Annotated in this window: 25 protein-coding genes and 1 tRNA gene; 6 read left to right on the top strand and 20 right to left on the bottom strand. The window is 30.1% G+C overall.

Annotated elements, in window-relative coordinates; translation table 11 throughout:
* Positions 1–393 precede the first annotated feature (393 nt).
* Positions 394–1,089 (bottom strand): iron-sulfur cluster repair di-iron protein, encoded by a 696-nt coding sequence (gene ric, locus J1C67_RS12855; protein WP_167867505.1) that lies wholly within the window; start codon positions 1,087–1,089, stop codon positions 394–396.
* Between the two features lie 56 nt (positions 1,090–1,145).
* Positions 1,146–1,562 carry a hemerythrin domain-containing protein gene (locus J1C67_RS12850; RefSeq protein WP_167867504.1) on the bottom strand — a complete coding sequence of 139 codons (417 nt, stop codon included), beginning with the start codon at positions 1,560–1,562 and terminating at the stop codon, positions 1,146–1,148.
* A gap of 116 nt (positions 1,563–1,678) precedes the next feature.
* Between J1C67_RS12850 and J1C67_RS12845 the strand changes: the two genes are divergently transcribed.
* Entirely contained in the window at positions 1,679–2,392 is a 714-nt protein-coding gene (locus J1C67_RS12845; protein WP_167867503.1) for a Crp/Fnr family transcriptional regulator, read from the top strand.
* 120 nt (positions 2,393–2,512) lie between these two features.
* On the opposite strand, the gene J1C67_RS12840 is transcribed toward J1C67_RS12845, so the two are convergent.
* The 3 genes from J1C67_RS12840 to J1C67_RS12830 form a co-directional block, all read right to left on the bottom strand.
* The gene (locus J1C67_RS12840; protein WP_167867502.1) at positions 2,513–4,891 is read right to left on the bottom strand and encodes a putative bifunctional diguanylate cyclase/phosphodiesterase; all 2,379 of its coding nucleotides are present in this window, start codon (positions 4,889–4,891) and stop codon (positions 2,513–2,515) included.
* 362 nt (positions 4,892–5,253) lie between these two features.
* Positions 5,254–6,252 carry a GGGtGRT protein gene (locus J1C67_RS12835; protein ID WP_167867501.1) on the bottom strand — a complete coding sequence of 333 codons (999 nt, stop codon included), beginning with the start codon at positions 6,250–6,252 and terminating at the stop codon, positions 5,254–5,256.
* A 24-nt stretch (positions 6,253–6,276) separates the two neighbouring features.
* The gene (locus tag J1C67_RS12830; RefSeq protein ID WP_089965278.1) at positions 6,277–6,969 is read right to left on the bottom strand and encodes an iron-sulfur cluster assembly scaffold protein; all 693 of its coding nucleotides are present in this window, start codon (positions 6,967–6,969) and stop codon (positions 6,277–6,279) included.
* Positions 6,970–7,219: 250 nt separating this feature from the next.
* On the opposite strand from J1C67_RS12830, the gene J1C67_RS12825 reads away from it, so the two are divergent.
* A tRNA-Leu gene (locus J1C67_RS12825) sits at positions 7,220–7,302 on the top strand.
* Between the two features lie 315 nt (positions 7,303–7,617).
* On the opposite strand, the gene J1C67_RS12820 is transcribed toward J1C67_RS12825, so the two are convergent.
* The 11 genes from J1C67_RS12820 to J1C67_RS12770 all read right to left on the bottom strand — a co-directional run bounded on the left by J1C67_RS12820 (position 7,618) and on the right by J1C67_RS12770 (position 17,897).
* Positions 7,618–8,322: an MIP/aquaporin family protein gene (locus tag J1C67_RS12820; RefSeq protein ID WP_167867512.1), complete on the bottom strand. Its 705-nt coding sequence runs from the start codon at positions 8,320–8,322 to the stop codon at positions 7,618–7,620.
* Positions 8,323–8,509: 187 nt separating this feature from the next.
* Positions 8,510–9,667, bottom strand: a complete 1,158-nt coding sequence (locus J1C67_RS12815; protein ID WP_167867500.1) for an iron-containing alcohol dehydrogenase — start codon at positions 9,665–9,667, stop codon at positions 8,510–8,512.
* Positions 9,668–9,726: 59 nt separating this feature from the next.
* Positions 9,727–10,152, bottom strand: coding sequence for a GlcG/HbpS family heme-binding protein (locus J1C67_RS12810; RefSeq protein WP_167867499.1), 426 nt, complete (start codon positions 10,150–10,152; stop codon positions 9,727–9,729).
* Between the two features lie 17 nt (positions 10,153–10,169).
* Positions 10,170–10,682: a cob(I)yrinic acid a,c-diamide adenosyltransferase gene (locus J1C67_RS12805; RefSeq protein WP_167867498.1), complete on the bottom strand. Its 513-nt coding sequence runs from the start codon at positions 10,680–10,682 to the stop codon at positions 10,170–10,172.
* A gap of 21 nt (positions 10,683–10,703) precedes the next feature.
* Positions 10,704–11,063: a glycerol dehydratase reactivase beta/small subunit family protein gene (locus J1C67_RS12800; RefSeq protein ID WP_167867497.1), complete on the bottom strand. Its 360-nt coding sequence runs from the start codon at positions 11,061–11,063 to the stop codon at positions 10,704–10,706.
* Positions 11,063–12,901: a diol dehydratase reactivase subunit alpha gene (locus J1C67_RS12795; protein WP_167867496.1), complete on the bottom strand. Its 1,839-nt coding sequence runs from the start codon at positions 12,899–12,901 to the stop codon at positions 11,063–11,065. The genes J1C67_RS12800 and J1C67_RS12795 overlap by 1 nt, the downstream gene beginning before the upstream one ends.
* Positions 12,902–12,932: 31 nt before the next feature.
* Positions 12,933–13,355 (bottom strand): diol dehydratase small subunit, encoded by a 423-nt coding sequence (locus tag J1C67_RS12790; protein ID WP_167867495.1) that lies wholly within the window; start codon positions 13,353–13,355, stop codon positions 12,933–12,935.
* 22 nt (positions 13,356–13,377) lie between these two features.
* Positions 13,378–13,953: a propanediol/glycerol family dehydratase medium subunit gene (locus J1C67_RS12785; RefSeq protein WP_167867494.1), complete on the bottom strand. Its 576-nt coding sequence runs from the start codon at positions 13,951–13,953 to the stop codon at positions 13,378–13,380.
* Positions 13,954–13,967: 14 nt separating this feature from the next.
* A complete protein-coding gene (locus J1C67_RS12780) occupies positions 13,968–15,629 on the bottom strand; it encodes a propanediol/glycerol family dehydratase large subunit (RefSeq protein ID WP_167867493.1) in 1,662 nt (553 codons plus the stop codon).
* Between the two features lie 276 nt (positions 15,630–15,905).
* Positions 15,906–16,643: a response regulator transcription factor gene (locus tag J1C67_RS12775; RefSeq protein WP_167867492.1), complete on the bottom strand. Its 738-nt coding sequence runs from the start codon at positions 16,641–16,643 to the stop codon at positions 15,906–15,908.
* 21 nt (positions 16,644–16,664) lie between these two features.
* Positions 16,665–17,897: a sensor histidine kinase gene (locus J1C67_RS12770; RefSeq protein ID WP_167867491.1), complete on the bottom strand. Its 1,233-nt coding sequence runs from the start codon at positions 17,895–17,897 to the stop codon at positions 16,665–16,667.
* A 238-nt stretch (positions 17,898–18,135) separates the two neighbouring features.
* Between J1C67_RS12770 and J1C67_RS12765 the strand changes: the two genes are divergently transcribed.
* From J1C67_RS12765 to J1C67_RS12755, 3 genes are all read left to right on the top strand, one after another.
* Entirely contained in the window at positions 18,136–18,828 is a 693-nt protein-coding gene (locus J1C67_RS12765) for a response regulator transcription factor (protein WP_167867490.1), read from the top strand.
* 19 nt (positions 18,829–18,847) lie between these two features.
* Positions 18,848–20,248 (top strand): sensor histidine kinase, encoded by a 1,401-nt coding sequence (locus tag J1C67_RS12760; protein WP_342356935.1) that lies wholly within the window; start codon positions 18,848–18,850, stop codon positions 20,246–20,248.
* Between the two features lie 362 nt (positions 20,249–20,610).
* A complete protein-coding gene (locus J1C67_RS12755; RefSeq protein WP_167867488.1) occupies positions 20,611–21,072 on the top strand; it encodes a hypothetical protein in 462 nt (153 codons plus the stop codon).
* Positions 21,073–21,235: 163 nt separating this feature from the next.
* On the opposite strand, the gene J1C67_RS12750 is transcribed toward J1C67_RS12755, so the two are convergent.
* Positions 21,236–21,529: a hypothetical protein gene (locus J1C67_RS12750; RefSeq protein ID WP_089965254.1), complete on the bottom strand. Its 294-nt coding sequence runs from the start codon at positions 21,527–21,529 to the stop codon at positions 21,236–21,238.
* Between the two features lie 161 nt (positions 21,530–21,690).
* Positions 21,691–22,038, bottom strand: coding sequence for a DUF5658 family protein (locus J1C67_RS12745; protein ID WP_167867487.1), 348 nt, complete (start codon positions 22,036–22,038; stop codon positions 21,691–21,693).
* Between the two features lie 262 nt (positions 22,039–22,300).
* Here J1C67_RS12745 and J1C67_RS12740 point away from each other — a divergent pair, with 262 nt between their 5' ends.
* Positions 22,301–22,879, top strand: coding sequence for a hypothetical protein (locus J1C67_RS12740; RefSeq protein ID WP_167867486.1), 579 nt, complete (start codon positions 22,301–22,303; stop codon positions 22,877–22,879).
* Positions 22,880–23,034: 155 nt separating this feature from the next.
* On the opposite strand, the gene gshAB is transcribed toward J1C67_RS12740, so the two are convergent.
* Positions 23,035–25,341 carry a bifunctional glutamate--cysteine ligase GshA/glutathione synthetase GshB gene (gene gshAB, locus J1C67_RS12735; RefSeq protein ID WP_167867511.1) on the bottom strand — a complete coding sequence of 769 codons (2,307 nt, stop codon included), beginning with the start codon at positions 25,339–25,341 and terminating at the stop codon, positions 23,035–23,037.
* Positions 25,325–26,653: an MATE family efflux transporter gene (locus J1C67_RS12730; protein WP_167867485.1), complete on the bottom strand. Its 1,329-nt coding sequence runs from the start codon at positions 26,651–26,653 to the stop codon at positions 25,325–25,327. The genes gshAB and J1C67_RS12730 overlap by 17 nt, the downstream gene beginning before the upstream one ends.
* Position 26,654: the final 1 nt, after the last annotated feature.

Raw genomic sequence — 26,654 nt, 5'->3', positions numbered from 1 at the left:
TAATGTTAAAATCAATTATTTTTCTTTTTTCTATAGTAATATTATACCTATGTAAATAGATTTAAACAATATAATTCTTAAATAGAGGGAATGGCAGACCCTTCTGACTATCCGTTTGAATTTTATCTAACACTTGAAAATTTGCTTTTAAAAACTCCCTGTTATCTTTATATCTATCCATCCTTTACTCCTTATTCTGTATATTCTAAGAAAAACAGAAATACTTAACCGAAAGTATTCCTGTTTTAAATCAACTTATTTATATGCAAATGGTAGCCCTACTGTATCTATAAATACAGTTTTTCCATCTCTAACTAAATAGGAATTCTTAGTTCCCATTCTACTTTTCCACCCTAAGTAACTGTATAACTGGTCTTAAAAATGTCACTACTATTATATATTTTTGAATAAGATATTATTTTCAAGATGGATATGCTGAAATGTATCTTGTTCCAACTCCATTAATTTTTTATAGGTTAATTCAAAAGTTTTACAAGCACCCTCTGGCATATTATAATGTTCTGTTATTTCCCTTAACTCTTTAATTATATCGCCTGCCCCAGTATGTTCTTTTTCTAACTCATTTAAAAGATTTAACACCTTTTGTTTATTTTGGTTATTTTTTTCTACTTCATATTCTTTTATAATTGGAAATATAAATTCTTCTTCTTTTATTAAATGTGCTTCAAGTTCTGTTCTTAAAGTATTAAATAGTTTATGAATCTTAAAAAGTTCTTCGTGATTTTTACCATGTACTTTTAATATTTTAAATATAAGTTCACTTATTTTAGGTAGTTCTTCTTTTAAATATGCATGATGTGTACCTACAATATAATCTATAAGCTTACTTGGTTTTTCCTTTGCCCAATCTGTAAATTCTTCATTTTTTTCTTGAAATTCTTTATATTTCTGATTTAACAAAGTCAATATTTTATTTTCATCCATATTTTTCTCTTTTATAGCTTCCGTTAATGGTCTATTTCCTCCGCAACAAAAATCTATTCTATACTCTAAGAATAAATTGCTTGCTCCTGGAAAAATAGTAACAATATCTCCTATTTTATCTGATATATTAAAATTATTAATCATAATAACCACTCCTTATAAATTTTTATGCACTAATGAGCTATAATCTCATCTATCTATTACACAGATTTCATTTTAGGATATAAATACATATCTTCTTTAGAAATTCGATTTTCCAATAATTTTATTATCTCCTTACTTTCTTTTAAAAATCCGTCTGTATCACTTAAAATTTTACTCCTTGTATTAAATTTATTTTTATAGTTATTAAATTGTACATGAATATGACCCATTTCCTCACTGTATTGTTTAGCAATTTCTTTTAATTGTTGATCTTTACTTTCAATTAATGCTGGATATAAAAATTTATCCTCTGAATTCATGTGGATATTTAATTTACCTGCAAGTGTATTTATATTTCTTACTAAGACATCTAAATTTACTTTTATGTCGTTTGAGTTAATACCTTGCTTGATTTTTAAAAATAAATCCTTTATTTCTACATGTTGCCTTTCTAAATTCTCTATATTAGCCATATTATTTATCCTCCTGTGTTTATTAATATTTATAATAATATTAATACTTTGTTTTAATCTATACTTTAATTATAATTATTGTATAATTTTATTATACAAAATTATGGAGGTGTAATATGAACTTATGCAATAATTGCTGTCCTTGTAATCATAAATATTGCGCTAAAAAGGTTTCTTTATTTGCGTCTCTCTCAGATAATGACCTTAATAAAGTAGTAAATTTAATTACAAAAAAATCCTTTGAAAAAGGTGATATTATATTTTCCGAAGGAGAACTATTTGATAAATTGTTTATTATAAACAATGGAAGTATTAAAATTTATACATATACTAAAGATGGGAAAGAGCAAATCCTTTATATCTTAAAAGAGGGAGAGTTTTTAGGTGATTTAAACTTACTAAAAAATGATATCTTTAAATTTAATGCAATGGCTCTTGAATCCACAAATATGTGTATTATACATAAAGATGATTTTGATATACTTATTAAAACCAATCCTGAAATCAGCATAAAAATTTTAGAATATGCTCATGACAGAATAGCCTCACTGGAAAATTTAGTTCAAACACTTACAACTAAAGACGTTGAAGTGAGACTTGCTTCACTTCTTATAAATCTTTCTAGTACCTTTGGTATTAAAACAGATATAGGAATTGAGATTACTCTTCCCTTAACCCGTGAGGACATGGCAAATTTCATAGGAGTAACTAGAGAAACTGTTAGTCGAAAATTATCTTATTTCCAAAGCCAAAATATAATCGAAATCTTTGAAAATAAAATAATTCTAATAAAAGACATTACTATACTTAAAGAACTAGTCAAAATTTAAATAAATCACTATCTTCATCCTGATATTTTTCAGTTGCCACATTTATATAACTTGAATAACACTTTAAGGGATGCCCTAATTTATGGCATCCCTTTTATTAACTTTTTAACGTCATAAATATCAAAAATTAATATATTCCTTTGAAGAAGTTTTCTCACTATTATTCATTTTGTTACTTATGCTCTCTTCTATATATTTTTCAAAATCTACAGCTTTTATGGGTTTGCTATAATAGTAGCCTTGTACTTGATCACATTCTAACTCTTTAAGCTTTTCTAACTGTTCTTTAGTTTCAACTCCTTCAGCAATTACTTTTATCCCTAAAGCCTTTGACATTACAATAATAGCTTTTACAATATGAAATTCATTATGTTCTACTTCAATTTTATCTATTAAATGTTTATCAATTTTAAGTTTATCTACAGGAAATCTTTTTAAATACCCAAAAGAGGAATAACCTGTACCAAAATCATCAATAGATATTTCCACACCAAAGTTATTAAATTCCATTATCTTTTTATCTGTTTCCATTTCATTATTCATAGCACAAGCTTCTGTAATTTCAATATCTATCCACTTTGTCGATACTCCTAATCTATTAATAGTACTTTTAACATTATCAACAAAATTTAAACTATCAAATTGTTTTGGTGATATGTTTATACCAACTGAAAGCTCAAGCCCATACTTTTCATTCCAAACTTTTATTTGTTTTAAAGCATTTTCTAATACCCACTGACCTAGAGGAACAACAACCCCAATTTCCTCAGCTATGGGAATAAATTCATTTGGGAAAACCATTTTGCCATCAGGGGTATTCCATCTAATTAAAGCCTCTGCTCCAACTAAGTTATTATTTTTTATATCTATTTGTGGTTGATAATACAATTCAAATTCCTTATTATAAACAGCATTTTTCAACATTAATTCTAAATTTAGTTTCTTCATTAACTCAAGACTCATGTCTTTATTATAAAACTTATATTTATTATATCCCGTTTCCTTAGCTCTATACATAGCAATATCACAATTTTTCATTAAGGTAATTCTATCCTCTCCATCCCTAGGATAAACTGATATTCCCATGCTTAAGGTAATTCTAAATTCATAGGGATTTAAAATTATTAATTCGTTAAATATATTAACTGCTTGTTCTGCTAAAGAGACTATTTCTTCTTGAGACGTTAAATTAGACACAGCTATGACAAACTCATCTCCTCCAAGTCTTGCAACAATAGAATCCTCTTTAAAAATATTCTTTATTCGTTTTGATACCTCAATTAAAACTAAATCACCCATTTCATGACCATATGAATCATTTATTGATTTAAACCGATCTAAATCAATAAAGAATATTACAATTTTTTCATCAATACATGATTCTTCAATTACTCTATCCAACTCGCTAATAAAAAATCTTCTATTTGATAGATTAGTAAGATAATCTTCTTTTGCCAAAATATTTAAATTTTCATTTGATTTTCTTAACTCCTTAGTCTTTTCTAAAACAATCTTTTCAAGTGATTCATTCTGCTGATTTTGTTTTTTAATTAATAATACATTTTTATAAAAAATGTCAATATATATTGTAATTATGTAGTGAACTAGTATTACCACTGCTACGAATATTGTATCTTTTATGTTAAACAAGTTAAAAGCCCTCAATAAAAATGGAACTATAAATAACGCTAATGACAATTTATCATTTCTTGTATTTTCATAAACACCTAACCTTATATCTTCTTTTCTATGTGTAGTAGGTTTATATAATTCATATAATCCAGCATAAGAAAAAATTGCTAAAGAAAATATATAGGTAAAATCAGATATATTATTTTCAACGTATAGATTATTTAGAGATTGATATGAATATATTAAGTCTCCTAGAGTAAATACTAAGATACCTAATACTATTATCTTTAAAGTTTGAGATTTTCTTAAATTTACTGAAGAAATAAGAACTACTATAGCCATCACTATAGATATTAAGTCTGTTACATTATATAATATATTTATAACAATTTCAGTTGAACTTCCAGTGATAAAATCCACATATCTGTAAAAAAACACCTTCCATGCAATATATATAATAATAACTACGGTTGTAAATACATCTAAAAATAATTGAACTAAATTCCATCTATCCCTCTGTTTAATAAAATATATGAACATAGCACTTAGAATACATATATTAGGAATTAAGTATAAATATAAAAATAAATCGATCTTAACAGGATTAACCAAAAACACATAAGTGTTATATATCCATAAACAATCTGAAATTAACCAACTAAAACATGCTATAGAAAGCATAAGCCAATTATTCCTAAAACGCTCCGCTTTTTTATAAGTATACAACAAAATAATAAAGATAATAATTTGTTCAATAATAGATATAAAATCTGCTACGAAAGAATTATTTTCTATAGAATTGTAGAAATAAGATATTGTAATTATAACTAACAATATAGATAATAAATAAAATTTATTTTTTTTCATTTGCAATCCTCTTTTCTACTGTTTTTTCATTACTTTAACTCTTATAATTTAAATTATTATTGTTTGTATTTTAAAAAATATCAGAAAACACTCCTCGTGTTGAAATCATTTTAATTCATGTAAAATAAAGAAAGTGGCTATTGTGTCATATTGCACTTCATTCACAACAACAATATACTCATCTATTGCCCCTATTTAGTTTAATATTTAAATAACCATTTCTTTTTCAATAACCCTAAAGATTCCTTCGAATTTAATAATAATCACCTTTCTAAGAAGAAAAAAGCCTTGTACAAAGGATTCCCCCTAAGTACAAGGCTTTACATATAAATTAAATACTAGTAAAAGTAATTAACTTATTATTATTTACAAGCTTCTTCTATAGCAACTGCAACAGCAACTGTAGCACCAACCATTGGGTTATTTCCCATTCCGATAAGACCCATCATTTCAACGTGAGCTGGAACTGATGATGATCCTGCGAATTGTGCATCTGAATGCATTCTTCCCATTGTATCTGTCATACCGTATGAAGCAGGGCCTGAACCCATGTTATCTGGATGAAGAGTTCTTCCTGTTCCACCACCTGATGCAACTGAGAAGTATTTCTTTCCTAGATTAACCATTTCTTTTTTGTAAGTTCCAGCAACTGGATGTTGGAATCTTGTTGGGTTTGTTGAGTTACCAGTGATTGATACATCAACGCCCTCATGGTGCATTATAGCAACCCCTTCTCTAACGTCATCAGATCCGTAACATTTAACTGATCCTCTTGGTCCGTTTGAGTAAGCTTTTTCTCTTACGATGTTTAAGTGACCAGTTTTATAGTCAAACTTAGTTTCAACATAAGTGAATCCATTAATTCTTGAGATTATAAATGCAGCATCTTTTCCAAGACCATTTAATATAACTCTTAATGGAGATTTTCTTACTTTATTAGCTTTTTCAGCTATTTTTATAGCACCTTCAGCAGCCGCGAATGATTCGTGACCAGCTAAGAATGCGAAACATTCAGTTTCTTCTCTTAAAAGCATAGCTCCTAAGTTACCATGTCCAATACCTACTAATCTATCATCAGCAACTGAACCTGGGATACAGAAAGCTTGTAATCCTTCTCCAAGTGCAGCAGCAGCATCAGCAGCTTTTACGCAACCTTTCTTAATTGCAATGGCAGCACCTAAAGTGTAAGCCCACATAGCGTTTTCAAATGCGATTGGTTGAGTTGACTTAACGATTTCGTAAACGTCGATACCCTTTTCGTCACATACAGCCTTTGCATCTTCTAATGTTTCCATTCCGTATTGTTGTAATACTGGAGTGATTTGGTTGATTCTTCTTTCATAACTTTCAAATAATGCCATGTTTCTAGTCCTCCTTATAATATATTAGTTGTGTCTTGGATCTATAACTCTAACTGCTTCATCGAATCTTCCGTATTGGCCAGTAGCCTTTACTAAAGCTTCATTAGCTTCCATTCCCTTAGCAACGAATTCCATCATCTTACCTAAGTGAACAAATTTATAACCAATGATTTCTCCATCAGCATCTAAAGCTGTTTCTGTAATATATCCTTCAGCCATTTCTAAGTATCTTGGTCCCTTAGCAACTGTTCCGTACATAGTACCAACTTGTGATCTTAGGCCTTTACCTAAATCTTCAAGTCCAGCTCCTATTGGTAATCCATCTTCTGAGAAAGCAGTTTGAGTTCTTCCGTATACTATTTGTAGGAATAACTCTCTCATAGCTGTGTTTATTGCATCACAAACTAAATCTGTGTTTAATGCTTCTAGTATAGTTTTTCCTGGTAATATTTCTGAAGCCATAGCTGCTGAATGAGTCATTCCTGAACATCCAATAGTTTCTATTAACGCCTCTTCTATTATTCCGTCCTTAACATTTAAAGTAAGCTTACATGCTCCTTGTTGTGGCGCACACCAACCCACACCATGAGTTAATCCTGAAATATCTGTTACTTCTTTAGATTGAACCCATCTTCCTTCTACAGGAATAGGTGCTGAACCATGGTTAGGTCCCTTAGCTACAACACACATTTCTTCAACTTCTCTTGAATACATCATAAACTGATCCTCCCTAATTATGAAATAGTTATAAGCTTGTCTACTTTAACTACTAAAAGTTTGATATGTAGACATTATAACTGGGCCAAATTTAAACCCACTGGGTTAAATTGCCCCTACTCTTATAATATCAGAACTTTTCTACTGTAACAACAATTTATTATGTTTTTTTTACTTTTATATTGATATTTTTTTATCACTTGAAATTAATCTTAAAATATGTTATTATATATTCACAGGAACATGTTATGCCGACATGGCGGAACTGGCAGACGCACATGACTCAAAATCATGCGGGAAACCGTGTGGGTTCAATTCCCACTGCCGGCACCAAACAAAATAAGAAGCACTGATATTATTAACTTATACAAGTTGTAATATCGGTGCTTTTTATTTTTATCAATATCTTTATATAATGTTATTTATCTTTTTTCAAATTTCCCTTCATTTACATGGTATCAATTATAACTGTCCTCAAATTTTCGAGAATAGTCATTTAAATTAATACATCAAAAAAACAAGGCTTGAATAACTATTTCTAGCTCCCCAAACCTTATTCCTTAATTATAGATAATAAGTCATTATCCTTATCTAGTACAAACAAGACTAAGGCTCTTTGACTTATTACTTATTCTACAATTTCTAATATTAAAATATACTTACATATAGTAAAGCCCCTAATATTGCTCCAAGTATTGGTGCTACTACTGGTATCCATGCATAACCCCAATCTGAACCACCTTTATTTGGTACAGGTAATAAATAATGCATAAGTCTTGGTCCAAGGTCTCTTGCTGGGTTAATAGCATAACCTGTAGGCCCCCCTAAAGATAATCCTATAGCCCATACTAATACACCTATTACGAAGGGTTGAACTCCCTCAACAAAAGGATGTGCAGTTATTCCAAGCATTGCAAAAACAAATATAAAAGTCCCTATAAATTCAGTTGCAAAATTAAATTTTGGATTCCTTATTTCTGGAGATGTACAAAACACACCTAGTTTTGTAGCTTTGTCTTCTGTTTCTTCAAAATGATTATAATAAGAAATAAGAACTAGTCCGGCTCCTAAAAATGCTCCAACAAATTGAGCTACTAAATACATTGGTACATTTGCCCATGGAAATTTTCCAACAACTGCAAGCGCCAATGTAACTGCTGGGTTAAAGTGTGCTCCACTAACGCTTCCAAACATGTAAACTGGAACCGCTACAGCAAATGCCCATCCTGATGCAATAACTATCCAACCTGAGCTATTCCCTTTAGTTTTGTTAAGTATTACGTTTGCAACTACTGCATCGCCTAATAGTACTAATATTAAAGTTCCAAATAATTCTGCTAAAATCGTTGTCATACTCATAAGTCTTTACCATCCTTCATTTTATAAGGCACCTGAAAAAATAATAAATCAAAGTGCAATGTTTATTTTTCACCCTAGTTTATTATTTTTTTCAGATACCTAATTTCAAGTAAGGAACCCCTTTAAAACAAAGGAGTTCCTATATTTTATAATATGTTAATTTATCCAACTAGTCCTAATATTAGAACGCAGCTTTGAATATTTGCATTATTTCCTTTTCATTTCCTTTTCTTGGATTACTGAAAGAATTTCCATCTTTTAATGCCATTTTAGCCATGTATGCGAAATCTTCTTCTTTAATTCCCATTTCTTTTAAGCTTGAAGGAATTCCGATTTCTTTTGAAAGTTTAAACATAGCATCAATAGATTTTTCAGCAGCTTCCATAACTGATAACCCAGCTATGTTTTCTCCCATGAACTCAGCTATATCAGCAAATTTAGCAGGGTTTGATATTAAGTTATATCTCTCAACATGTGGAAGAAGCATAGCATTAGCTACTCCATGAGGCATATCGTATAATCCACCTAATTGGTGAGCCATAGCATGAACATATCCTAAGTTAGCATTGTTGAATGCCATACCTGCTAAGAATGAACCATATGCCATATTTTCTCTTGCTACTAAGTTTTCACCAAAAGCAACAGCTTGTCTTAAGTTATTTGATATTAATTTTATAGCTTGAATAGCAGCGGCATCTGTTACAGGGTTTGCATCTATTGATACATATGCTTCAATAGCGTGAGTTAAAGCATCCATTCCTGTAGCAGCTGTTAAACCAGCAGGTTTTTTAACCATTAACATTGGATCGTTGAATGAAACTAAAGGTAAGTTTCTCCAGCTAACTATAACATATTTAACTTTTGTTTTAGTGTTAGTTATAACACAATGTCTTGTAATTTCACTTGCTGTTCCAGCTGTAGTATTAACTGCAACTATTGGTGGAAGTGCAACTGTTAAAGTTTCTATTCCAGCATATTCATAAAGATCTCCTTCATGAGTTGCTGCAATACCAATACCTTTACCACAATCATGTGAGCTTCCTCCTCCAACTGTAACTATCATGTCACAATTTTCAGTTTGGTATACTTTTAATCCATCAGCAACATTAGTATCTTTTGGATTTGGTTCTACTCCATCATAATATGCAACTTCTATTCCTGATTCTGTTAATGACTTAACAGTTAATTCAACTGCTCCGCCTTCCATACTTCTTAAAAATTTATCTGTTACTATTAGAGCTTTTTTACCACCTAATATTTCACATCTTTCTCCAACTAATTTTACGCATCCAGCGCCCATAAAGTTAACACTTGGTACTAAATAATCATACATTCTCATTGTTAATTCCTCCTATTTTTTGTTTATTTATTTAATTTCTAATATGTAAATTAAAATTATTACCTATTAAAAGCATCTACTGCTGCTTGAGCTATGCTCATATCTTCTTCTACAGTTCCACCACTTACTCCAACTGCTCCTACAACTTGACCATCAATTATTATTGGTAGACCTCCACCAAATGGAACTATTCTGCAGTTATTTGTAAGTTGAAGCCCATAAAGGCTTTGTCCTGGTTGAACGCATCCCGCTATTTCATGGCTTCCTTGCTTTAAACATGCTGCTGTATAAGCTTTGTTTATTGCTATATCAACGCTTGTTATGAAAGCATCTTCCATTCTATGCACTAACATTAAGTTTGCCCCAGCATCTACTGCTGCAAAAATTACTGGTACATTTATGCTAGCTGCTTTTTCTTCAGCTGCTTTAGCCATTTCCTTAACTATTTCTAAACTTAATTGTTTTATTTCATTTAACTTCTTCATAATTTTATCCCCCTAAATTATTTTTCTTCTTCATATCTTGCAATAGCATATAAAAGGTCAGATAGACGATTTACATACATTTTAACCTGTTCTCGTACATACTCTTCTGTGCAAAGAGTATTAATTCTTCTTTCAGCTCTTCTAATAACAGTTCTTGCTACATGTAATACCGCAGATGTTTTATTTTTTCCTGGAGTAACAAATCCTTTAAAAGGACCTGCAAGTTCCATATATTTATCTATTAAAACTTCTACTTTCTCTATATCTTCATCTGTTATTATTTCTTTTAACTTTTTAAATCCTTTTTCATCACTAGCTAGTTCTGCACCTAATACAAATAATTTTGTTTGTATTTCTTCAAGTACTTTTCGCTCTTCATTATCTTCAATTTCAGCATAAGCTAAACCAATAAATGAATTAGCTTCATCTATAGTTCCATAGGCCTCAACCCTTAAACTATCTTTCTTCACCCTACTGCCTCCATATAAAGCAGTAGTTCCTTTATCACCAGTTTTAGTATAAATTTTCATAATATAATTACTCCTTATACTCTACTTAAAGGCAATCCCTTTTACTAATCGTCCTGCATTAGCACCTAAAGCTCTTAGAACTTTTTCTTCATCATCTAAACTAGCCGTAAACAAAGGCTCATCTTTGTTTAGCTTATTTAAAGTTAATGTTACCTTTACACTTTCATCAATACCAATTCCAACTGATAGTCTTGAATTCTGAGAAGCCACATGACTTAGTTCTTCTGATCTTAGAGAATCTTCTTTGCAGAATACCTGGCAAGGTATTCCTTCTTCTTCTATTCCCCATAAAATTTCATTGATTCTAGTTAAGTCTTCTAATTTTGAAGAATAATACAAACATATACTTGGCATGTCGTATTTTAAATTTCTCATTATCATTACTTATCTACTCCATTTCCATTAAAAGCTAGTACAAGTCCTGTAGCTACTGCATTTCTTGGCCCTTCTGTGCTTCTTATGTTTCCTCGTCCTGCAACTACTCTATATTGAGCAAGAGCATTTGTTACTAATTGAGGAACTTCGAAATCTAATGAAGATCCTCCTACCAATACAACAAATTCAATATCTCTTATATTGCCTGTAGGTGATACTATTCTTAATGCTCTTAGGCAATTAGTTACAAATACCTTTTCCTTAGCAGATTTTCTTATATTTTTTATTTTCTCTAATGAATTTTGTCCATCTATTGGAACAAGTATTTTATCTTTTATTATTACAACCTTGGCAAACACTGATGAATCTAATGGCTTTCGGAAAAATTCTACACTGCCATCTTCATGTCTTATATGAAATAAACTTTCTACTTTTGCTAATGGATATTTTTTAATATCCTCCGCTAAGCTGAAATCTTCTAATCCTAGTTCTGACTTTATAAGCATAGTTACCATGTTTCCTGCTCCAGCCAAATGAATTGAAGAAATTTCTCCTTGTTTATTTATTATCGATGCGTCTGTAGATCCTGCTCCCATATCTAAAATTGCAAGTGGAACACTACTTCCTGGAGTTGTTAACGCTCCTCTTATAGCCATATCAGCTTCCACTCCACCAACTTCAACAGGAACATTTAATCCCTCTTCTAACTTATTTGCAATCATCTGCATTTGAAGTTTATCAGCTTTTACCATTGCAGCTATTCCCACTGCATTTTCCATTGAGAACTCTGCTGCAACTCCACCTTTTACCATTTGAGGTATAAACGTATCAACTGCTAATAAATCTTTGATTGTTATATCAGACATTTTTTGTTTTGTAAGCTTTGCCATAACTTGTCTTACTCTTTCTAACATTCCACCTGCATTAGTACCACATTCACCTTTAACATCTTGAATTGGAACACATAAATTAACTGCATCCATTATTTTTTCTGCACCATGTTCTACATCTACAACTTCTTTTCTTTTTAAACCAGTTATACATATTCTGCCTGCTGGTATTTTCTTCTCCTGAACATCACCTTTAGGAGTTTTAATTACTACCGCAGATCTGTTTCCTATTAAAGCTCTAGATATTGGCACTATCATTTTTGTTTCTTCTGATGTTAAATTAAAAACTGTTGCTATCCCATATGGATTAGATAAAGTTTCAACAACTTCACCTTGAGCTGCAACTTCTACTGCTGCTTTCATTCCTACTGGAACTTTTTCTAAAAGCATTACCTCATCAACTATAGGTATTTTCTTTTCTAATCTATTATTAATTAAAACTCCATCATCTCTTTGAACTACGGCTGCTGTTATATTTATTCCTCTTTGAGTTGCAGCATTAATTCTATATACAGCCTCTAAGAAGCTAACTCTACTTAAAATTAAAGGAATAAACTGATTTTCTTCAATTTTATCTACCTCTAAGTTATCTAAGTCTTCTATATATATAGTTTTTCCAATACCTGTGCCTACTCCACCTGGAGTAGATGGATTATGTCCAATCATTGTAGATTCTGTTATTATAGTTTCAGTAATAGTTTCCATAGCAACATCACCTATAACTGGCGCTGCTTCATTTATTCTTACTAGATCTAAATCTTCCAATTTCAAATCTGCCTTTTTCAAAGCCTGTTTTAAAGAGGAAAATATTCCTTCTATGTTTTCTTCTGTGCCCTTTACTCCTGTTGTTTTAACTATGCCACTTGAAAGAAACTCTACTTTTTCATTCAAAACCTTTGCTAATGCTACTTCCGTTGTAGCATTACCAATGTCTACACCTGCAATTATCTTCATTGATTTTCCTCCTTAGTGCATGTTCAAAAAACTACTCTGTTCTTAATTTCTCTCTTTTCCCATAAACCTCAACAGCTTCTCTTATGAACTCTGCATTAACTTTCGCGTTGTAAACTTCTTCAAATTCTTTTGCTATTAACAAAAGTTCTTCTCTAGTTGAACGATATGGTCTTAATGCATTATATATTTCAAGAATTCTATCATCTGGAACATTTATAAGTTCTGCGGCACGTCTAAAGTTTCTAGCTATAGCATCTCTATTCATACCTTCAGCAATTTGAGCTTGCATCTCTAAAGTTTCAGGTGATATTCTAACATCTTCTGGCTTAATTTCTCCATTTAATACATTTTCTAAAGTTATATCTTCTAGCTTTTTCCCTGTTGGTGTCTTTATACACTCAGGTCTTTTTGTAGCTAAAGGATAATCTTGTGGATTCATCTTTCTTTGTTCCATAAAAATTACTCTCCCTTACAAATTAAAATTTAACTTGGATTTCTACAGGTTTTGCGTAAGCTACTACATGCTTAGTTTCTTTTATGTGGAATAAAGCAGCTATTGCCATAAATTTAGGTCTAACCATTTGATCGTTCTTTGTTGGAACTGGTGTTGGCGACTCTCTTTTAGCATATTTTGCTGCATTCTTCCCAATTAATCTATAAGTATCTAGTGTTAAAAGTGGTGCTTGCGGAAATAACTCTAAGTTATTTAAAGGAAGTAAATCCTTTTGGTGAATAACTGTTGTTCCTTTTGATTGGATTCCTATACCTATTCCTGAACCACTTAATTTTGCTGCATCATTTGATATAAATGAAACATCAGATGTTCTTATTACTCTAACAACACGAGCACTTAATCCTTCTTCTTCTATTCCAGCTATTATCTCTGTTAATATGCTACTATGTGATAAACCTACTAATGTTTTATTCTGAAATTTAAGAAAAGCTGGTGCTAATCCTATAACAACTTCATCTGCCTTATTTCCAATTTTTGCTTCGCCTATTTCGGTAAGCTCAAGCTCTTTTATAGCATATTTATTTGCTGTATTTTCCATATTACCCACCTCCATTAAATATCTTCTGGTTTTATTACATTAGGGATGTTCTTTATTTCTTCCCATCTTTCTTTGCTTATTCTATAACCTGTTCCAGGTCCCATATAATCATTTTTATCATTAACTGCACTTAGCACATTAAATTCGGTATCTAATATAGCTGATGTTTGCAGATAATCTCCAGTTACTCTTTGCTTAAGCATGTTTAATATGTTATTTGCAACATCATCAATTCCATTAGCGCTTAAAGCTTTAACTATGTCTAATCCAGTTACTCTATTTTTAAGCATTTCTTCTGCTGCTTTTAAATCCTCAACTATATTTCTTTCTGGCATATCTTTGCTTCCGTGAGCATAAGTTGCCGCTTCAACTTCTTCATCAGTTATAGCTGGGAAACCTAATTCTTTGAATACTGCTTGTATTGCTTTTGCAGCTTTATTTCTAATTGCTACAGTTTCTTCTTCTGATACTGGTCTTAATCCACCATCTACCATTAAATCTCTTTGAAGAACATTGTAATCATCAAAATCTTCAGCATCAAAGTTTGAACCTGCAAACATGTTATCGTAATTTGGAACTGCACTATATCCTGAGAATATAAAATCTGTTCCTGGTAACATCTGCATTAATGTTCTTGCTGTTCTTCTTATATCTGAATGTGAGAAAGTTTGATCATTTGCTGATGCAACTTCTAAATCAAGCATTGCTGCTATTAAGTTTTCAGCTAATACTGCTCTTATTCCTGATGGAACAGATCCTGTCATTCCTATACAACTAACTGCACCATTTTGAAGTCCTTGAACTCCAGCACCTTTAGTTATGTATATACATCTTGATTCTAGATAAAGCATTGACTTTCCTTCTGAATATCCCATTAATGCTTCTGAACCTGTACCTGAAGTATATCTCATCTTAAGGCCTCTAGATGCATAAGCTGATGCTAAGAATGCCTTTGACCATGGAGTATCATCTCCATCTGTAAATACTGCTTCTGTTCCATATACTGAAACAGTTTCTGCATAACTTGTAAGTCCTCTCATTCCAAGGTCAAGTTCTGTAGCTTCTTCAACTGAACATTGAGTTAAAATACCTCCACGTCCAACTTGTGAACCTACTAATAATGCTAGTGCATTAAATGGAGCATATCTAACTATAGCAACTGTAGTTTCTTGCTCTGAAAACCCTCTTATTGCAGCTTCTGCTGCATCTGCTGCAATTTGAACTGGATTATCTTTTAAATTTGTAACATGACATTGATTAGAAGGTGTTTTTCTAGCTCTCATCTTTTGCATTGACATCATCATTTCAACAACATTCATATGCGAAACAACCTCAACTATTTTAGCTGGTGTTATAGCTGTTGTTATAGCAACTATTTCATCACGACTAACATTTATATCTACAAGTCTTTTTGCTATCTCTACTGAATCTAATTTCATAGCCTCTTCTGCATTTTCTAAGTTAATTGCATAATTAGCTATAAATGTATCTATCATATCAAACTCGTCTCTTTTTTTATTATCTAACTCTACTATTTTTCCATTTTCAATTTTTATTGAAGGCTTAGGATCAGTAGGACTATCCATTGCTATTAAACCCTCTTCTGGCCACTCCCCAATAAGTCCATCTTGATTTACAGGACGTTTTGCCAAAACCTCGAATCTTTTTGATTTCACTTAAAATTCCTCCCTTTTCATATAACTTTTAACATAACTTTTAAAAAGGATTTTGTTCTTGTTATGTTTTTATCAATATATAAATTATAATACAGCTTCTTCTAAATTCCATTACAAATTCTTGTGTTGTTCTTGCATTATATTGTTTAATTTATATCAATTAAATCGAAGTTTTTTGTGCATCACGTAAAAAAATCCTATTTATGTGGTAAAAAAAAAAGCTCTTTACTAACAATTAACTAAATAATAATTGTTAGCAAAGTAGCTTATATCATTTTACCCTTCTCGATGTGCTTCTCTATACTTTTTTGGTGTAACTCCTTGAGATTTTTTAAATACTCTTATAAAATATCCACAATCCTCAAAACCTAAATCTAAAGCTACATTAAGCACTGGTATATCTTGATTTTCTAGGATCTCTTTTGCCTTGTTTATTTTAATATCATTAACATATGAAATAAAGGTAACTCCAACCTGTTTCTTAAACATCTTACTAAAATAACAAGGACTCAAATTGCAAATTGAAGCCGTTTTCTCTAAAGTTATATTTTTACTAAAATTATTGTGTATATATTCTATAGCTGCTTTAATAGGTATTTCTTTATCTTCGTTAAGCACTTTTGGGTCACAGACTTCTTTGTTAATTTTAAAATTAACAAAGAAATTATTTAAAATGTTTATTAAATTATCTGGTTTTATTGGTTTTAGTATATAGTCATCTACTCCAAGAACCAGCGCTTTATGTACCAGTTCAAAATCATCATAAGCTGTAATCATTATTATAATCTTATTTGAATTTTGTTCTTTTATTATTTGCGATGCTTTTATTCCATCTATTCCGGGCATTTTAACATCCATAATTATAATATCCGGATTAAATTTTCTATCTAATTCTATAGCTTCTCTCCCATTACAGGCTTCAGCTATAACTTTTCCACATTGAGAATTATTTATAATCATTTTCAAAGCTTGCCTCTCCAAAATCTCATCATCTACAATCATTATCTTAAACATTTACACAACTCCTACCTACCCTTATTTCAAAATAGTTACTTTAACTAAAGTTCCAACTCTTATTTTACTAGTTATATCTATTTCATATTTATCTCCATAATAGTAAGCCATCCTTTTATTAGCATTATTTATACCTATTTTATCTAAATTATTATCATTTTTTATCTGCAGCTCTTTTTGCATTTCATTAAGTTGATCTTTATTTATACCTATGCCGTCATCTTCAATATATATTATTACAGATTCAACTTTATCCTCTACATAAATCTTTATATACCCACCCTCTTCTTTTGTCTCAAGTCCGTGTATAACAGAGTTTTCCACAAAATTTTGAAGAACCATAAAGGGTATTTTTATATTTTTAAACTGGGGATCTATGTTAATTTCATAGTTTAATCTATCTGAAAACCTTACTTTTTGAAGATTTAAATATGAAGTTATATAATCAAATTCCTCATCTAAAGAAACTATTTTATCAGCTCTTTTCAAAGTGTATCTTAACATGTTAGATAAATCATATATAACCTCTTGGGTTTTTGGAGCTTCCTCAAATATAGCAAGTGATGAAATACTATTCAACACATTAAATAGAAAATGTGGGTTTATCTGTGACTGCAAAGCTTTTAATTGAGAAGCCTTATATTCTTTCTCTAGCTCTGCTTGAGCTTTCTGTGCTTCTGCAATTTTTACTTTTTTTTCATCAAGCTCCATTTGAACCATTTTAGCTACAGCTTCTTCTACAATATAATTGCTTATATGAAACATCATTTGTGCTACTGCCTGTATTTTTTCAAAACTAACTACTGGTAATTTACTATAAGCATTTGACAATTTTTCTTTTTCACTTTTTTCCAAATCATCAAAATCATTTTTTATATGTACTATATTCTCTAAATCTATAGTATCATTGCTCATCAATACCTGACCTGCCATTACTGAACCTAAATACTGTCCATCAACAATAATAGGAGTAGCAAAATCTATTAAACCCTTATGACATTTATATATATAAGGCTTTTTTAGTCTATCTGCCTCTAACCCACCACGTGAATCACATCTTTCACATAACTTAGAATATAAATCACTTGCCCTCATAATCTTACAAAACTCACTACAGTTACTATGCCTAGTCTCAGGCTTACCTTTATAGTCAACAGTTATTATAGACATTTCTGTAGCATTTGCTATATCATCTTGTATTTTTTGAAAAGCATTTATATCAATAACATCTTTCAAATATAATTTCTTTTTCAATTTCTCAACCCCCATTATTATTACCATAAACTTCAATTGATTTATTTAATTCTATTATATTATTCCTCTTATGTAAATTGCAATTCACTATTTTTTAAAAATATTTCGAGTGTATTAACTTTAAATCGACATATTCCATACTTTTTTGACCATTTAAAATTGCTTCAAAAAAATTCATCTTAAAACATAAATTCGCCATAAATACATGGTACAATAGTTCCAAAAAGGAGGTACCACTATGATAAAAATACTAATAGCTGATGATAATAAACAGATCACATCTATTTTAGAAGAATATTCAAAAAGTCAAGGATATACACCCATAATAGCTCTTGATGGTTTAGAGGCTATCACCAAATTTATAGAAGAAAAGCCTGACGTAGTTTTACTTGATGTTATGATGCCAAAAAAAGATGGTTTTGATGTTTGTAGAGATATTCGTAAAATCTCTAATGCACCTGTGATTATGGTAACTGCAAGAGGTGAGGATTTTGAAAAGATTATGGGTCTTGATATTGGTGCTGATGATTATATCGTAAAGCCATTTTCTCCTAGTGAGGTTATGGCAAGAGTAAGGGCTATTTTACGTAGAATTAGCCGTGATGATGAAAAACAATTACAAACTTTTGAGTTTGATAACTTAAAAATAAACCTTGCTGATTATAGCATATCAATTAATAATATAGATATTTCTTTAACCAAAAAGGAAATTGAGATTTTATGGACACTTGCCACAAACAAAAACAAAGTTTTTTCACGTGATAATTTACTAAGTAGCCTATGGGGATATGATTATTTAGGTGATAATCGAACTGTAGATAGCCATATTAAAAGACTTCGTGCAAAGCTAGATGAATTTGAGCATAAAACTTGGGATATAAAAACAATATGGGGAGTTGGCTACAAACTAGAGGTATTATCAGATGTTTAAGAATAAGATAGCACTGAAATTGAGTAGTTATTTTGCAATTGCACTACTTGTTTTCTCAATAATAATTGGTAGTGTTTTTATGGTTTTATTTAAAAATCATACAATAGCAATCCACAAGAACGAATTAGCTACTCGTGCAACATCTATAGCAACCACCATCTCTCTATATATGGATAAAGGAAATAACATGGGTGGTTATGGTGCCTATATGAGATTTATAGGTGACATTGCTGGAACTGATGTTTGGATTGTGGATGAGGACTTAAATCTTATTACAGGTGGAACAAAAAAAGGTATGATTAGTAATAAATATAATTATTCTGATCTACCAGAAAATGCAGATACTCTTATTAAAAAGGTTTTTGCAGACCAGACTGCTTTTAGCGAAGAGTTTAGTAATATTTTGTCTGAGCTTACATTAACAGTTGGTACACCAATTAAAAATAGCAACAATAAGATAATTGGTGTTGTGTTACTTCATTCTCCTGTGAATGGTATAAATGCAGCTGTATCTCAAGGATTTACAGTACTATCAATTAGTATTTTAGTCTCCCTAACCCTTGCGTTTTTATTATCTATCGGATTTTCTATTACTTTTACAAAACCCCTTAGAAAAATGAAAAATACTGCATTGCAACTTGCAAGTGGTGACTATACAGCAAAAAATAATATAAATCAAAATGATGAAATCGGAGAGCTTTCTGATACAATGGACATTTTAGCTAACCGTTTAGACATGGCAAGTCGCCAAAGTGAAGGCTTAGAACAAATGCGAAAGGATTTTGTATCTAATATATCTCATGAACTTAGAACTCCAATTACTGTTATGAGAGGCTCACTTGAAGCACTAGTTGAAAAAATAGTTACCGACCCAATACAAATAGAGAACTATCATAATCAAATGCTAAAAGAAACTCTATTTCTGCAGAGGCTTGTAGGTGATTTACTTGATCTATCAAAGCTACAAAATCCAGACTTTGTTATTGATAAGCAAGAAATTTCTATCTGCGATGTCATAGATGATGCTATAAGAAGTGCATCCCATATTAAAGACAACAAGAGCATAAAAATTAATGTAGATAAAGATAATGAAAGCTGTATTATAAATGGTGATTATGGTAGGCTTCGTCAAATGCTTATGATTGTGCTTGATAATGCTATTAAGTTTTCACCTGAAAATGCTACTGTCGAAGTTATCTTTAAAAATAAAACCATCTCTATTCGCGACTTTGGTATAGGTATTCCCAATGAGGATTTGCCTTATATTTTTGATAGATTTTATAAATCTCGCTCAGAGCAAAATAAAACAGGTACAGGTCTTGGGCTTGCAATAGCAAAACAAATAGCTGATAGACACAACATAAAATTAACTGCACAAAGTGATGAGGGTCATGGTGCAATGTTTATATTCCAGATGTGATATAGCAGGTTATTTCATTTTGTATTTGAAATGAAATAACCTTTTTTTATGTGATAAATTTATATTTTTCCAATTAGGCACTTGAAAATAAATAATAGACCAAAGATGCGACGAATATTTTGTGTAAGACAAGGAAGTAAATTCACAGATACTGGGCTATCTAAGAATTTACTGACGCAGTATTACACAAAATAGGCTAGCATACTGGTCTATTATTTATTTGATTGTGCCTTATAAAATGTCATAAAAACATAAAACTTAAAACACAGTTTCGCCATAACCATAAGCTATTATATAAATATACCAGAAAACAAATTATAAAAAAACAAAATCAAATTAAATTATTAAGGAGGTCATTTAAAATGACAAATTTTAAAAAAGCTATGGCATTAGGAACAATTCTATTTACAATAGGTACAACATCTGTAACGGCATTTGCGGCTTCAAACTACAAAACTCCAGCTGAGGCAGTTGCAGGAATTACAGGAAAAACAGTAGAGAGCGTTACTGCTGAAAAATCAGAAACAGGAAAGAATTATGGTGCAATTGCAAAAGAGGCAGGTAAACTTGAAGAATTCAAAGCTGAAAAACTTGAAATGAAAAAAAATAATTTAAACGCTCAGGTAGCTGCTGGCACAATCACACAAGATAAAGCAGATGAAATAATTTCTGCTATTATTGAAAAACAAACTTCATGTGATGGAACAGCCACATCAAAAACTGGTAAAGGTATGAGGTCTGGTTTCGGCTCTAACGGAAAAGCTGGCACTGGAGAACATAAAGGTAATGGCGGTGCTGGACGTGGTCAAGGTACGGGCTTATAAAATATATCTTACTATTCAATTTGAAACCAAATAAATTCAACTTAATATAAGCCGCTAACTCAAAATCATTGTAGTTAGCGGCTTGTATTTTATGTAAGGCATATCCAAATAAATAACAAGTGAGTTTGCTTATCTTTTTTCAACTATACCTAATATATATGTTTTATATTCTTCCTCTTAATTCTCTAGTTCTTTCCTTAATTATATCTGAAACATTTGATTCTAGAATCTGAGTCAAAGCTTCTTTCTCCATTTTATTATTAAATATGCTAGTTGCATAATCTATTCTAATAAACTGCCCTTCTATTGCTTTAGCATTTGGATTCTTTTCTAATAGTTTCTTTCCAAGTTCTTGTTTTTTCGCTTCACTAGGTGCATCTGCATATGCTTTATATTCATAATAAAATTTTATAAAGCTACCTTTCCCTACGCTATTTAATGCTTTCTTTAAATCCATTTTAAATTCTCCTTCATTTCTTATATATTAAAATTTCTCTTCTACCTAATAAATATAAAGCTTTAAATATCCACCTTAATTTATACACTCTAAGTATATCCTAAAAGACAATCCATTAACAACCCTATATAATTATGTTTAAGTATTTATTTGTATATTCTTTATATACTTAGATATAAAAACATATATGAGATATGTAGTAAATTTATTATTCCATAAACAGCTACTGCTCCACTAATAATTACATTAGATGTCCTTAACTGCTTTTCTGTAGCACTTACCATTCGTTTACATATTATAAATACGAAAACTCCAACCAATACTACCTTTAAACATAAAGAAAACATTGGCTTTTCAACCACTTGTGCCATAACCCCATTAAATTCCCTAAATAAGCCTGTTTGTAATAGTAGCAATGTAAATATAATATCGGATATGTTTAAACTATAAAGTAAAATAAATTTCTTTTGTATATTTTTATAACTAGAATCTTTTATAAATTTCACCATAATCTCCATCTCCTGTCTCTATATAAATATTGTTTTTCATTTTGTAATTAACATAGCTTTAAAATTCCTCCATTGTATAATATTCACATAATTTATTTTTGTTACTAGTGTTCCTCTATATAGATTATTTATTCATTTTTATATAAGGATCCGTAAAATAAATAACTATTCAATATTATAAAAGCAAATCAATATTCACTATATAAATAAAATTTATTATGATATAATAATTATTATTATATAAGTATGAAAGGAGATTAATATGAATAATAAAATAGCTTTAACATACGAAAATGGCGAATTCAATTTAACCTTAAATGAATCAATTATAAAAACAGGAACAGATTTTGATAATGCAGTTTATCAATTCAAACAAATAATTGCAACTACCTCTTCAACTTCTGAAACAAAAAGTTGGGAAAGTATTGAAAAAAGCATTCTAGAATATAAAGACAACGGGTTAGAAATTAACAATGATTATAAGACTATCACTTTCGGACCAATGAAGTATTTCTATACTACCGGAAAAGTATTTTACTTGTCCAAAGGTGAAATGATAGGACTTCGAGGTGGATTTGATTTCTTCCACTTTATTTTAACCGTAGCATCAAATGGAAATATTGAAACTTGTGTAAGTTTTATAGAACTCTGCAAAGAAGTTGTGGGATCTAGTGGAATCTATAGAATCACAGATTCTAGTATTACTATTTTAAGCCCAAGATTAAATTATGGTTCTGCGGAATACAACTTCAACAGCCAAAAGATTAATAAAGGTGCATCTATTACTCAGGGAACCTTCGAAGAATTTAAATCTTATATTTTAGATATTTTCAAAAAATAATTTCAACCTTAATAAAATATGAGTTTACTATATCACACCTTATTAATATATCTGTAAATAACTAATAGATCAGTATTGTTGTATTCTGTCCATATATTACTTCAGTAAAAAAGGTACTTAGCATTTTTGCTAAGTACCTTTTTAAAAAATTTTATTTACTTTATTAATTCCAACACCTTTAGCAAAGCTTCTGCTACATTTCGTTCTTTTCCCTTGTATGGATAAGAATGAATATGTATTGCAGGATTAAAATTCAATTCAATTATTCCATAATTTGAATTTTCATCTTTATAGTCTTCAATAATCATATCAACTCCACAAATATTTACTTTTAAGGCTTTTGCAGCTTCTATTGCAATATCAAAAAACCTTTTAGGTATTTCATCTGTATAATCAATGCTATCTCCACCAGTGCTTATATTTGAGTTTTCTCTTAAATATACAACTTCATTTAACTTAGGAATATAATTGAATTTTAAACCTTTTTGCTTTAAGAAAAGTTTTGCATTTTCATCTAAATCTATTTTTTCTAATGGTGTTTTATAACCCTTTCCTCTAAGAACGCTTTGATTTTTAATTTTAACTAATTCTTCTATAGTGTTTTTTCCATTTCCGAGTACATTAGCTGGAACTCTATGAAGTATCCCAACAACTTCATCCCCTATAACTAAAAACCTATATTCTTTTCCCTTAATAAACTCTTCCACTAAAACTGTATTATCATATTTAAAAGCTATTTTCAAAGCATCTATTATATCCTCTTCATCTGTTCCTTTTGAAAAAATACTTATTCCGATTCCAAAATTCGTTGATTTTGGTTTAATAACTACTGGTTTACCTGAAAATTCTCTAGCATTTCTACTTCCTTCTTCAAAAGAAGTATACTCTTCTCCCCTAGGTACATTTATATTATTTTCTTTCAGAATTTTTTTTGTAACAACTTTATTCTCCATCATTAAAACACTAACATAGTTATCCTTTGATGTTTTTGTTGCTTCTTTCACATACTCTACTTTATTATTAGTACGAAGAGAAATGAAATTTTCACTTCTATCTATTAACTCAACCTTTATCCCTCTTTTAATAGCTTCCTTCATTAAAATTTGTGTAGAAAGTTCCAAATCCTCATAGCCATATAATTTGAACCTATCTTTATAAGCTTCCTTTTTATACTTTTTAGCTAATTCTAAATGACCATTTATATATCCATTTTCTTTAACCATTTCAGAAATCCTATAAGCATATGTTAACCTTGGATCTAAAACTCTATCCTTAACATTTCCAATAATATTTTCATGATCTAGGTTTAATTCCTTATTTATTTCTTCAATTTTATTTAATATATTTAATGCCCATTTTTCTTTAATAATTTGATCTCCATTATTTCTAAGCATTACATTTTGCTGACCAAATCTCGCTATGATATTTTGATTATATAGTGCTTCTTCTTGCCACGAGCTATAATTATTCTCTTCTTCTGTTAATAAGAATATAGTAAATATATTTATAAATTTTAAATCTTCAAGGCTTATGCCAGCCTTGTCAAAAGGATTTATATCTGTACTTCTAATTTCTAAATAATCTATACCATCTTTTGATAAGGAATTTAAAAAATCATTATTATCCCTAGCTTTTAATCTTATTTGGCTATAAAGCTCCTTATGACTTTCTATTACATCATCATTAACAAAGGTTTTTATACTATTTACATACTCATTAACAGTACTGTAGTTTGGAAATAGATCTATATGATTTCTATAACCACACTCACTATTTCTATAGGATAAAGCACCTTCACTTGTAAAGCTTCCTGTTGAAATTTCTTGTAACTTTTTTACACATTCTTTTGCATAACTTTCATGAATAACAGCAGTTCCACCTAAAATATAAATAAGAAACCACCTATATCTAAGATAGTTTCTTACTACCTTTAAATAAATATTATCTCTAAACTCTTTATAACTTTCATTAGTATTTTCGCTGTCATATAAATGTCTGATTATTTTTTCATTAAAGGAAAAGTTATAGTGAATACCTGATATTAATTGCTTTTTCCCACCATATTTTTTATGAAGTTTCTCTCTATAATCTCTGGCTTTTTCCCCTTCCTTTTCCCCTGAAAAATCTGCAATTGGTATATTTTCATCATCAGGTATATTACAAGGCATTGATTGCGGCCAAAGATATTCATCTTCAAGCTCTAATGCTGTAATATTATAAAGAGAATTTAAAAAATCATAAACTTCCTCTAAACTATTAAAAGTAGGAGTTATAAGCTCTACCTGACTTTCCGAAAAATCTGTTGTTATATAAGGATTAGAAAGTTTCTCTCCAAATAGTTTAGGATGTTTAGTCTCTGATAAGTTTCCATATAAATCTACTCTTAAACCTTCACGTTCTACTCCAAAAGTCCCTTTTAATATTTCTTTATTTTCTCTAAATGTCTTAAGAACATGTAACATTTTCATCATCCTTCCAAATTTTTAGTTTATAAATTAAATAAACTAAAACTCCTTTACATATGCTCGAAATTGATATACTCCACCATATTCCACTTATGCCTAAATACCTTGTTAAAACTAATGCTAAAGGTATCCTAATTAATGTGAATACAATACTTATAATTGCTGGTATTTTTGGCATGCCAAGCCCCGTAAACATTCCATTTGAAATCATTTCTATTGTGCAAAATATTTGTGAAACTCCAATTATTCTTAAATAGTTGCTAGCCATTACTATTGTAGATTCCTCTCTTATAAATATTTTAACTAATAATTCTGGAGTAAATATGAATATTACAGTTGTAATTGAAGCATATATAATTCCAATAATTAAGGCTGTATTATATCCTTCGTTAATTCTTTTATATTTTTTAGCCCCAAAATTTTGGCCTACAAAGCTTGATATTGCTCCATTTAATCCACCAATGACCATATAGACTACTGATTCTATTTGCAAACCTATTTTTTGTGCTGCAATTGCTTCGGCTCCAAATTTTGCTATTAACCTTGCTAACGCTATATTTACTAAAGTAAATAATACCCTTTGAAAAGACATTGGTAATCCTAACCTGGCAATTTCTTTAATTTTATTATAATCTATTCCATCTTTTAGATTAATTTTAAACATATTGTTAAATTTAAGATGAAACATTATAAACATAAACAAATTAGAAATTAAAGTTGTAACTGCAGCTCCAGTAACTCCCCATTTAAATCCATAAATAAATATAGGATCTAATATTATGTTTATTATTATTCCAATTGCGCTTATTTTTAAAGCACTTTTATTATTTCCAAAACTATTCAATATCCTTATATATAAAATATTAAAAAACGAAAAAAACATCATAGGTCCACTAACAGCCAAATATAAATACGCATCCTTCTCTACAATTGCATTATCTAAATTTAAAATTCCTATAAGATTCTTTCCAATAAAAATAAGTGATAAGGCATAAATTAATGCTATTACTGTATTTAAAATTAACCCTGCATTTATATATGCTTTTATCTCATCCTCATTCTTTTTTCCAATTGCATGAGCTACTTTTATACCTGTTCCAGTAACAACTAATGCACTAATTGAATAACCAAGTCCTATAAAAAAACTTGATGAACCAATGCTTGCAACAGCATTACTTCCAAGTCTTCCAACCCATAGCATATCTACTAAATTATAAGTAAATTGCAAAATCGAACTTCCAATTATAGGTAATGTCAATGCAGTTAAAACTTTTAAAACCTTTCCTTTAGTTAAATCTATTTTTTCCATA

The sequence above is a fragment of the Clostridium gasigenes genome, from assembly GCF_017348895.1.
GTDB lineage: Bacteria > Bacillota > Clostridia > Clostridiales > Clostridiaceae > Clostridium > Clostridium gasigenes.
Note: the sequence above shows the minus strand (reverse complement) of the source record. Positions and strands in the feature narration are given on the sequence as shown.

Coding starts and splice junctions, on each gene's coding strand:
- J1C67_RS12840 (WP_167867502.1), bottom strand. CDS start 4,891: ATGAAAAAAAATAAATTTTATTTATTATCTATATTGTTAGTTATAATT.
- J1C67_RS12745 (WP_167867487.1), bottom strand. CDS start 22,038: ATGGTGAAATTTATAAAAGATTCTAGTTATAAAAATATACAAAAGAAA.
- J1C67_RS12795 (WP_167867496.1), bottom strand. CDS start 12,901: ATGAAGATAATTGCAGGTGTAGACATTGGTAATGCTACAACGGAAGTA.
- J1C67_RS12730 (WP_167867485.1), bottom strand. CDS start 26,653: ATGGAAAAAATAGATTTAACTAAAGGAAAGGTTTTAAAAGTTTTAACT.
- J1C67_RS12810 (WP_167867499.1), bottom strand. CDS start 10,152: ATGAAGAAGTTAAATGAAATAAAACAATTAAGTTTAGAAATAGTTAAG.
- J1C67_RS12845 (WP_167867503.1), top strand. CDS start 1,679: ATGAACTTATGCAATAATTGCTGTCCTTGTAATCATAAATATTGCGCT.
- J1C67_RS12805 (WP_167867498.1), bottom strand. CDS start 10,682: ATGAAAATTTATACTAAAACTGGTGATAAAGGAACTACTGCTTTATAT.
- J1C67_RS12790 (WP_167867495.1), bottom strand. CDS start 13,355: ATGGAACAAAGAAAGATGAATCCACAAGATTATCCTTTAGCTACAAAA.
- J1C67_RS12815 (WP_167867500.1), bottom strand. CDS start 9,667: ATGAGAATGTATGATTATTTAGTACCAAGTGTTAACTTTATGGGCGCT.
- J1C67_RS12785 (WP_167867494.1), bottom strand. CDS start 13,953: ATGGAAAATACAGCAAATAAATATGCTATAAAAGAGCTTGAGCTTACC.
- J1C67_RS12850 (WP_167867504.1), bottom strand. CDS start 1,562: ATGGCTAATATAGAGAATTTAGAAAGGCAACATGTAGAAATAAAGGAT.
- J1C67_RS12775 (WP_167867492.1), bottom strand. CDS start 16,643: ATGTTTAAGATAATGATTGTAGATGATGAGATTTTGGAGAGGCAAGCT.
- J1C67_RS12750 (WP_089965254.1), bottom strand. CDS start 21,529: ATGGATTTAAAGAAAGCATTAAATAGCGTAGGGAAAGGTAGCTTTATA.
- J1C67_RS12830 (WP_089965278.1), bottom strand. CDS start 6,969: ATGATGTATTCAAGAGAAGTTGAAGAAATGTGTGTTGTAGCTAAGGGA.
- gshAB (WP_167867511.1), bottom strand. CDS start 25,341: ATGTTACATGTTCTTAAGACATTTAGAGAAAATAAAGAAATATTAAAA.
- J1C67_RS12755 (WP_167867488.1), top strand. CDS start 20,611: ATGACAAATTTTAAAAAAGCTATGGCATTAGGAACAATTCTATTTACA.
- J1C67_RS12835 (WP_167867501.1), bottom strand. CDS start 6,252: ATGGCATTATTTGAAAGTTATGAAAGAAGAATCAACCAAATCACTCCA.
- ric (WP_167867505.1), bottom strand. CDS start 1,089: ATGATTAATAATTTTAATATATCAGATAAAATAGGAGATATTGTTACT.
- J1C67_RS12820 (WP_167867512.1), bottom strand. CDS start 8,322: ATGACAACGATTTTAGCAGAATTATTTGGAACTTTAATATTAGTACTA.
- J1C67_RS12800 (WP_167867497.1), bottom strand. CDS start 11,063: ATGATAATGAGAAATTTAAAATACGACATGCCAAGTATATGTTTGTAT.
- J1C67_RS12740 (WP_167867486.1), top strand. CDS start 22,301: ATGAATAATAAAATAGCTTTAACATACGAAAATGGCGAATTCAATTTA.
- J1C67_RS12765 (WP_167867490.1), top strand. CDS start 18,136: ATGATAAAAATACTAATAGCTGATGATAATAAACAGATCACATCTATT.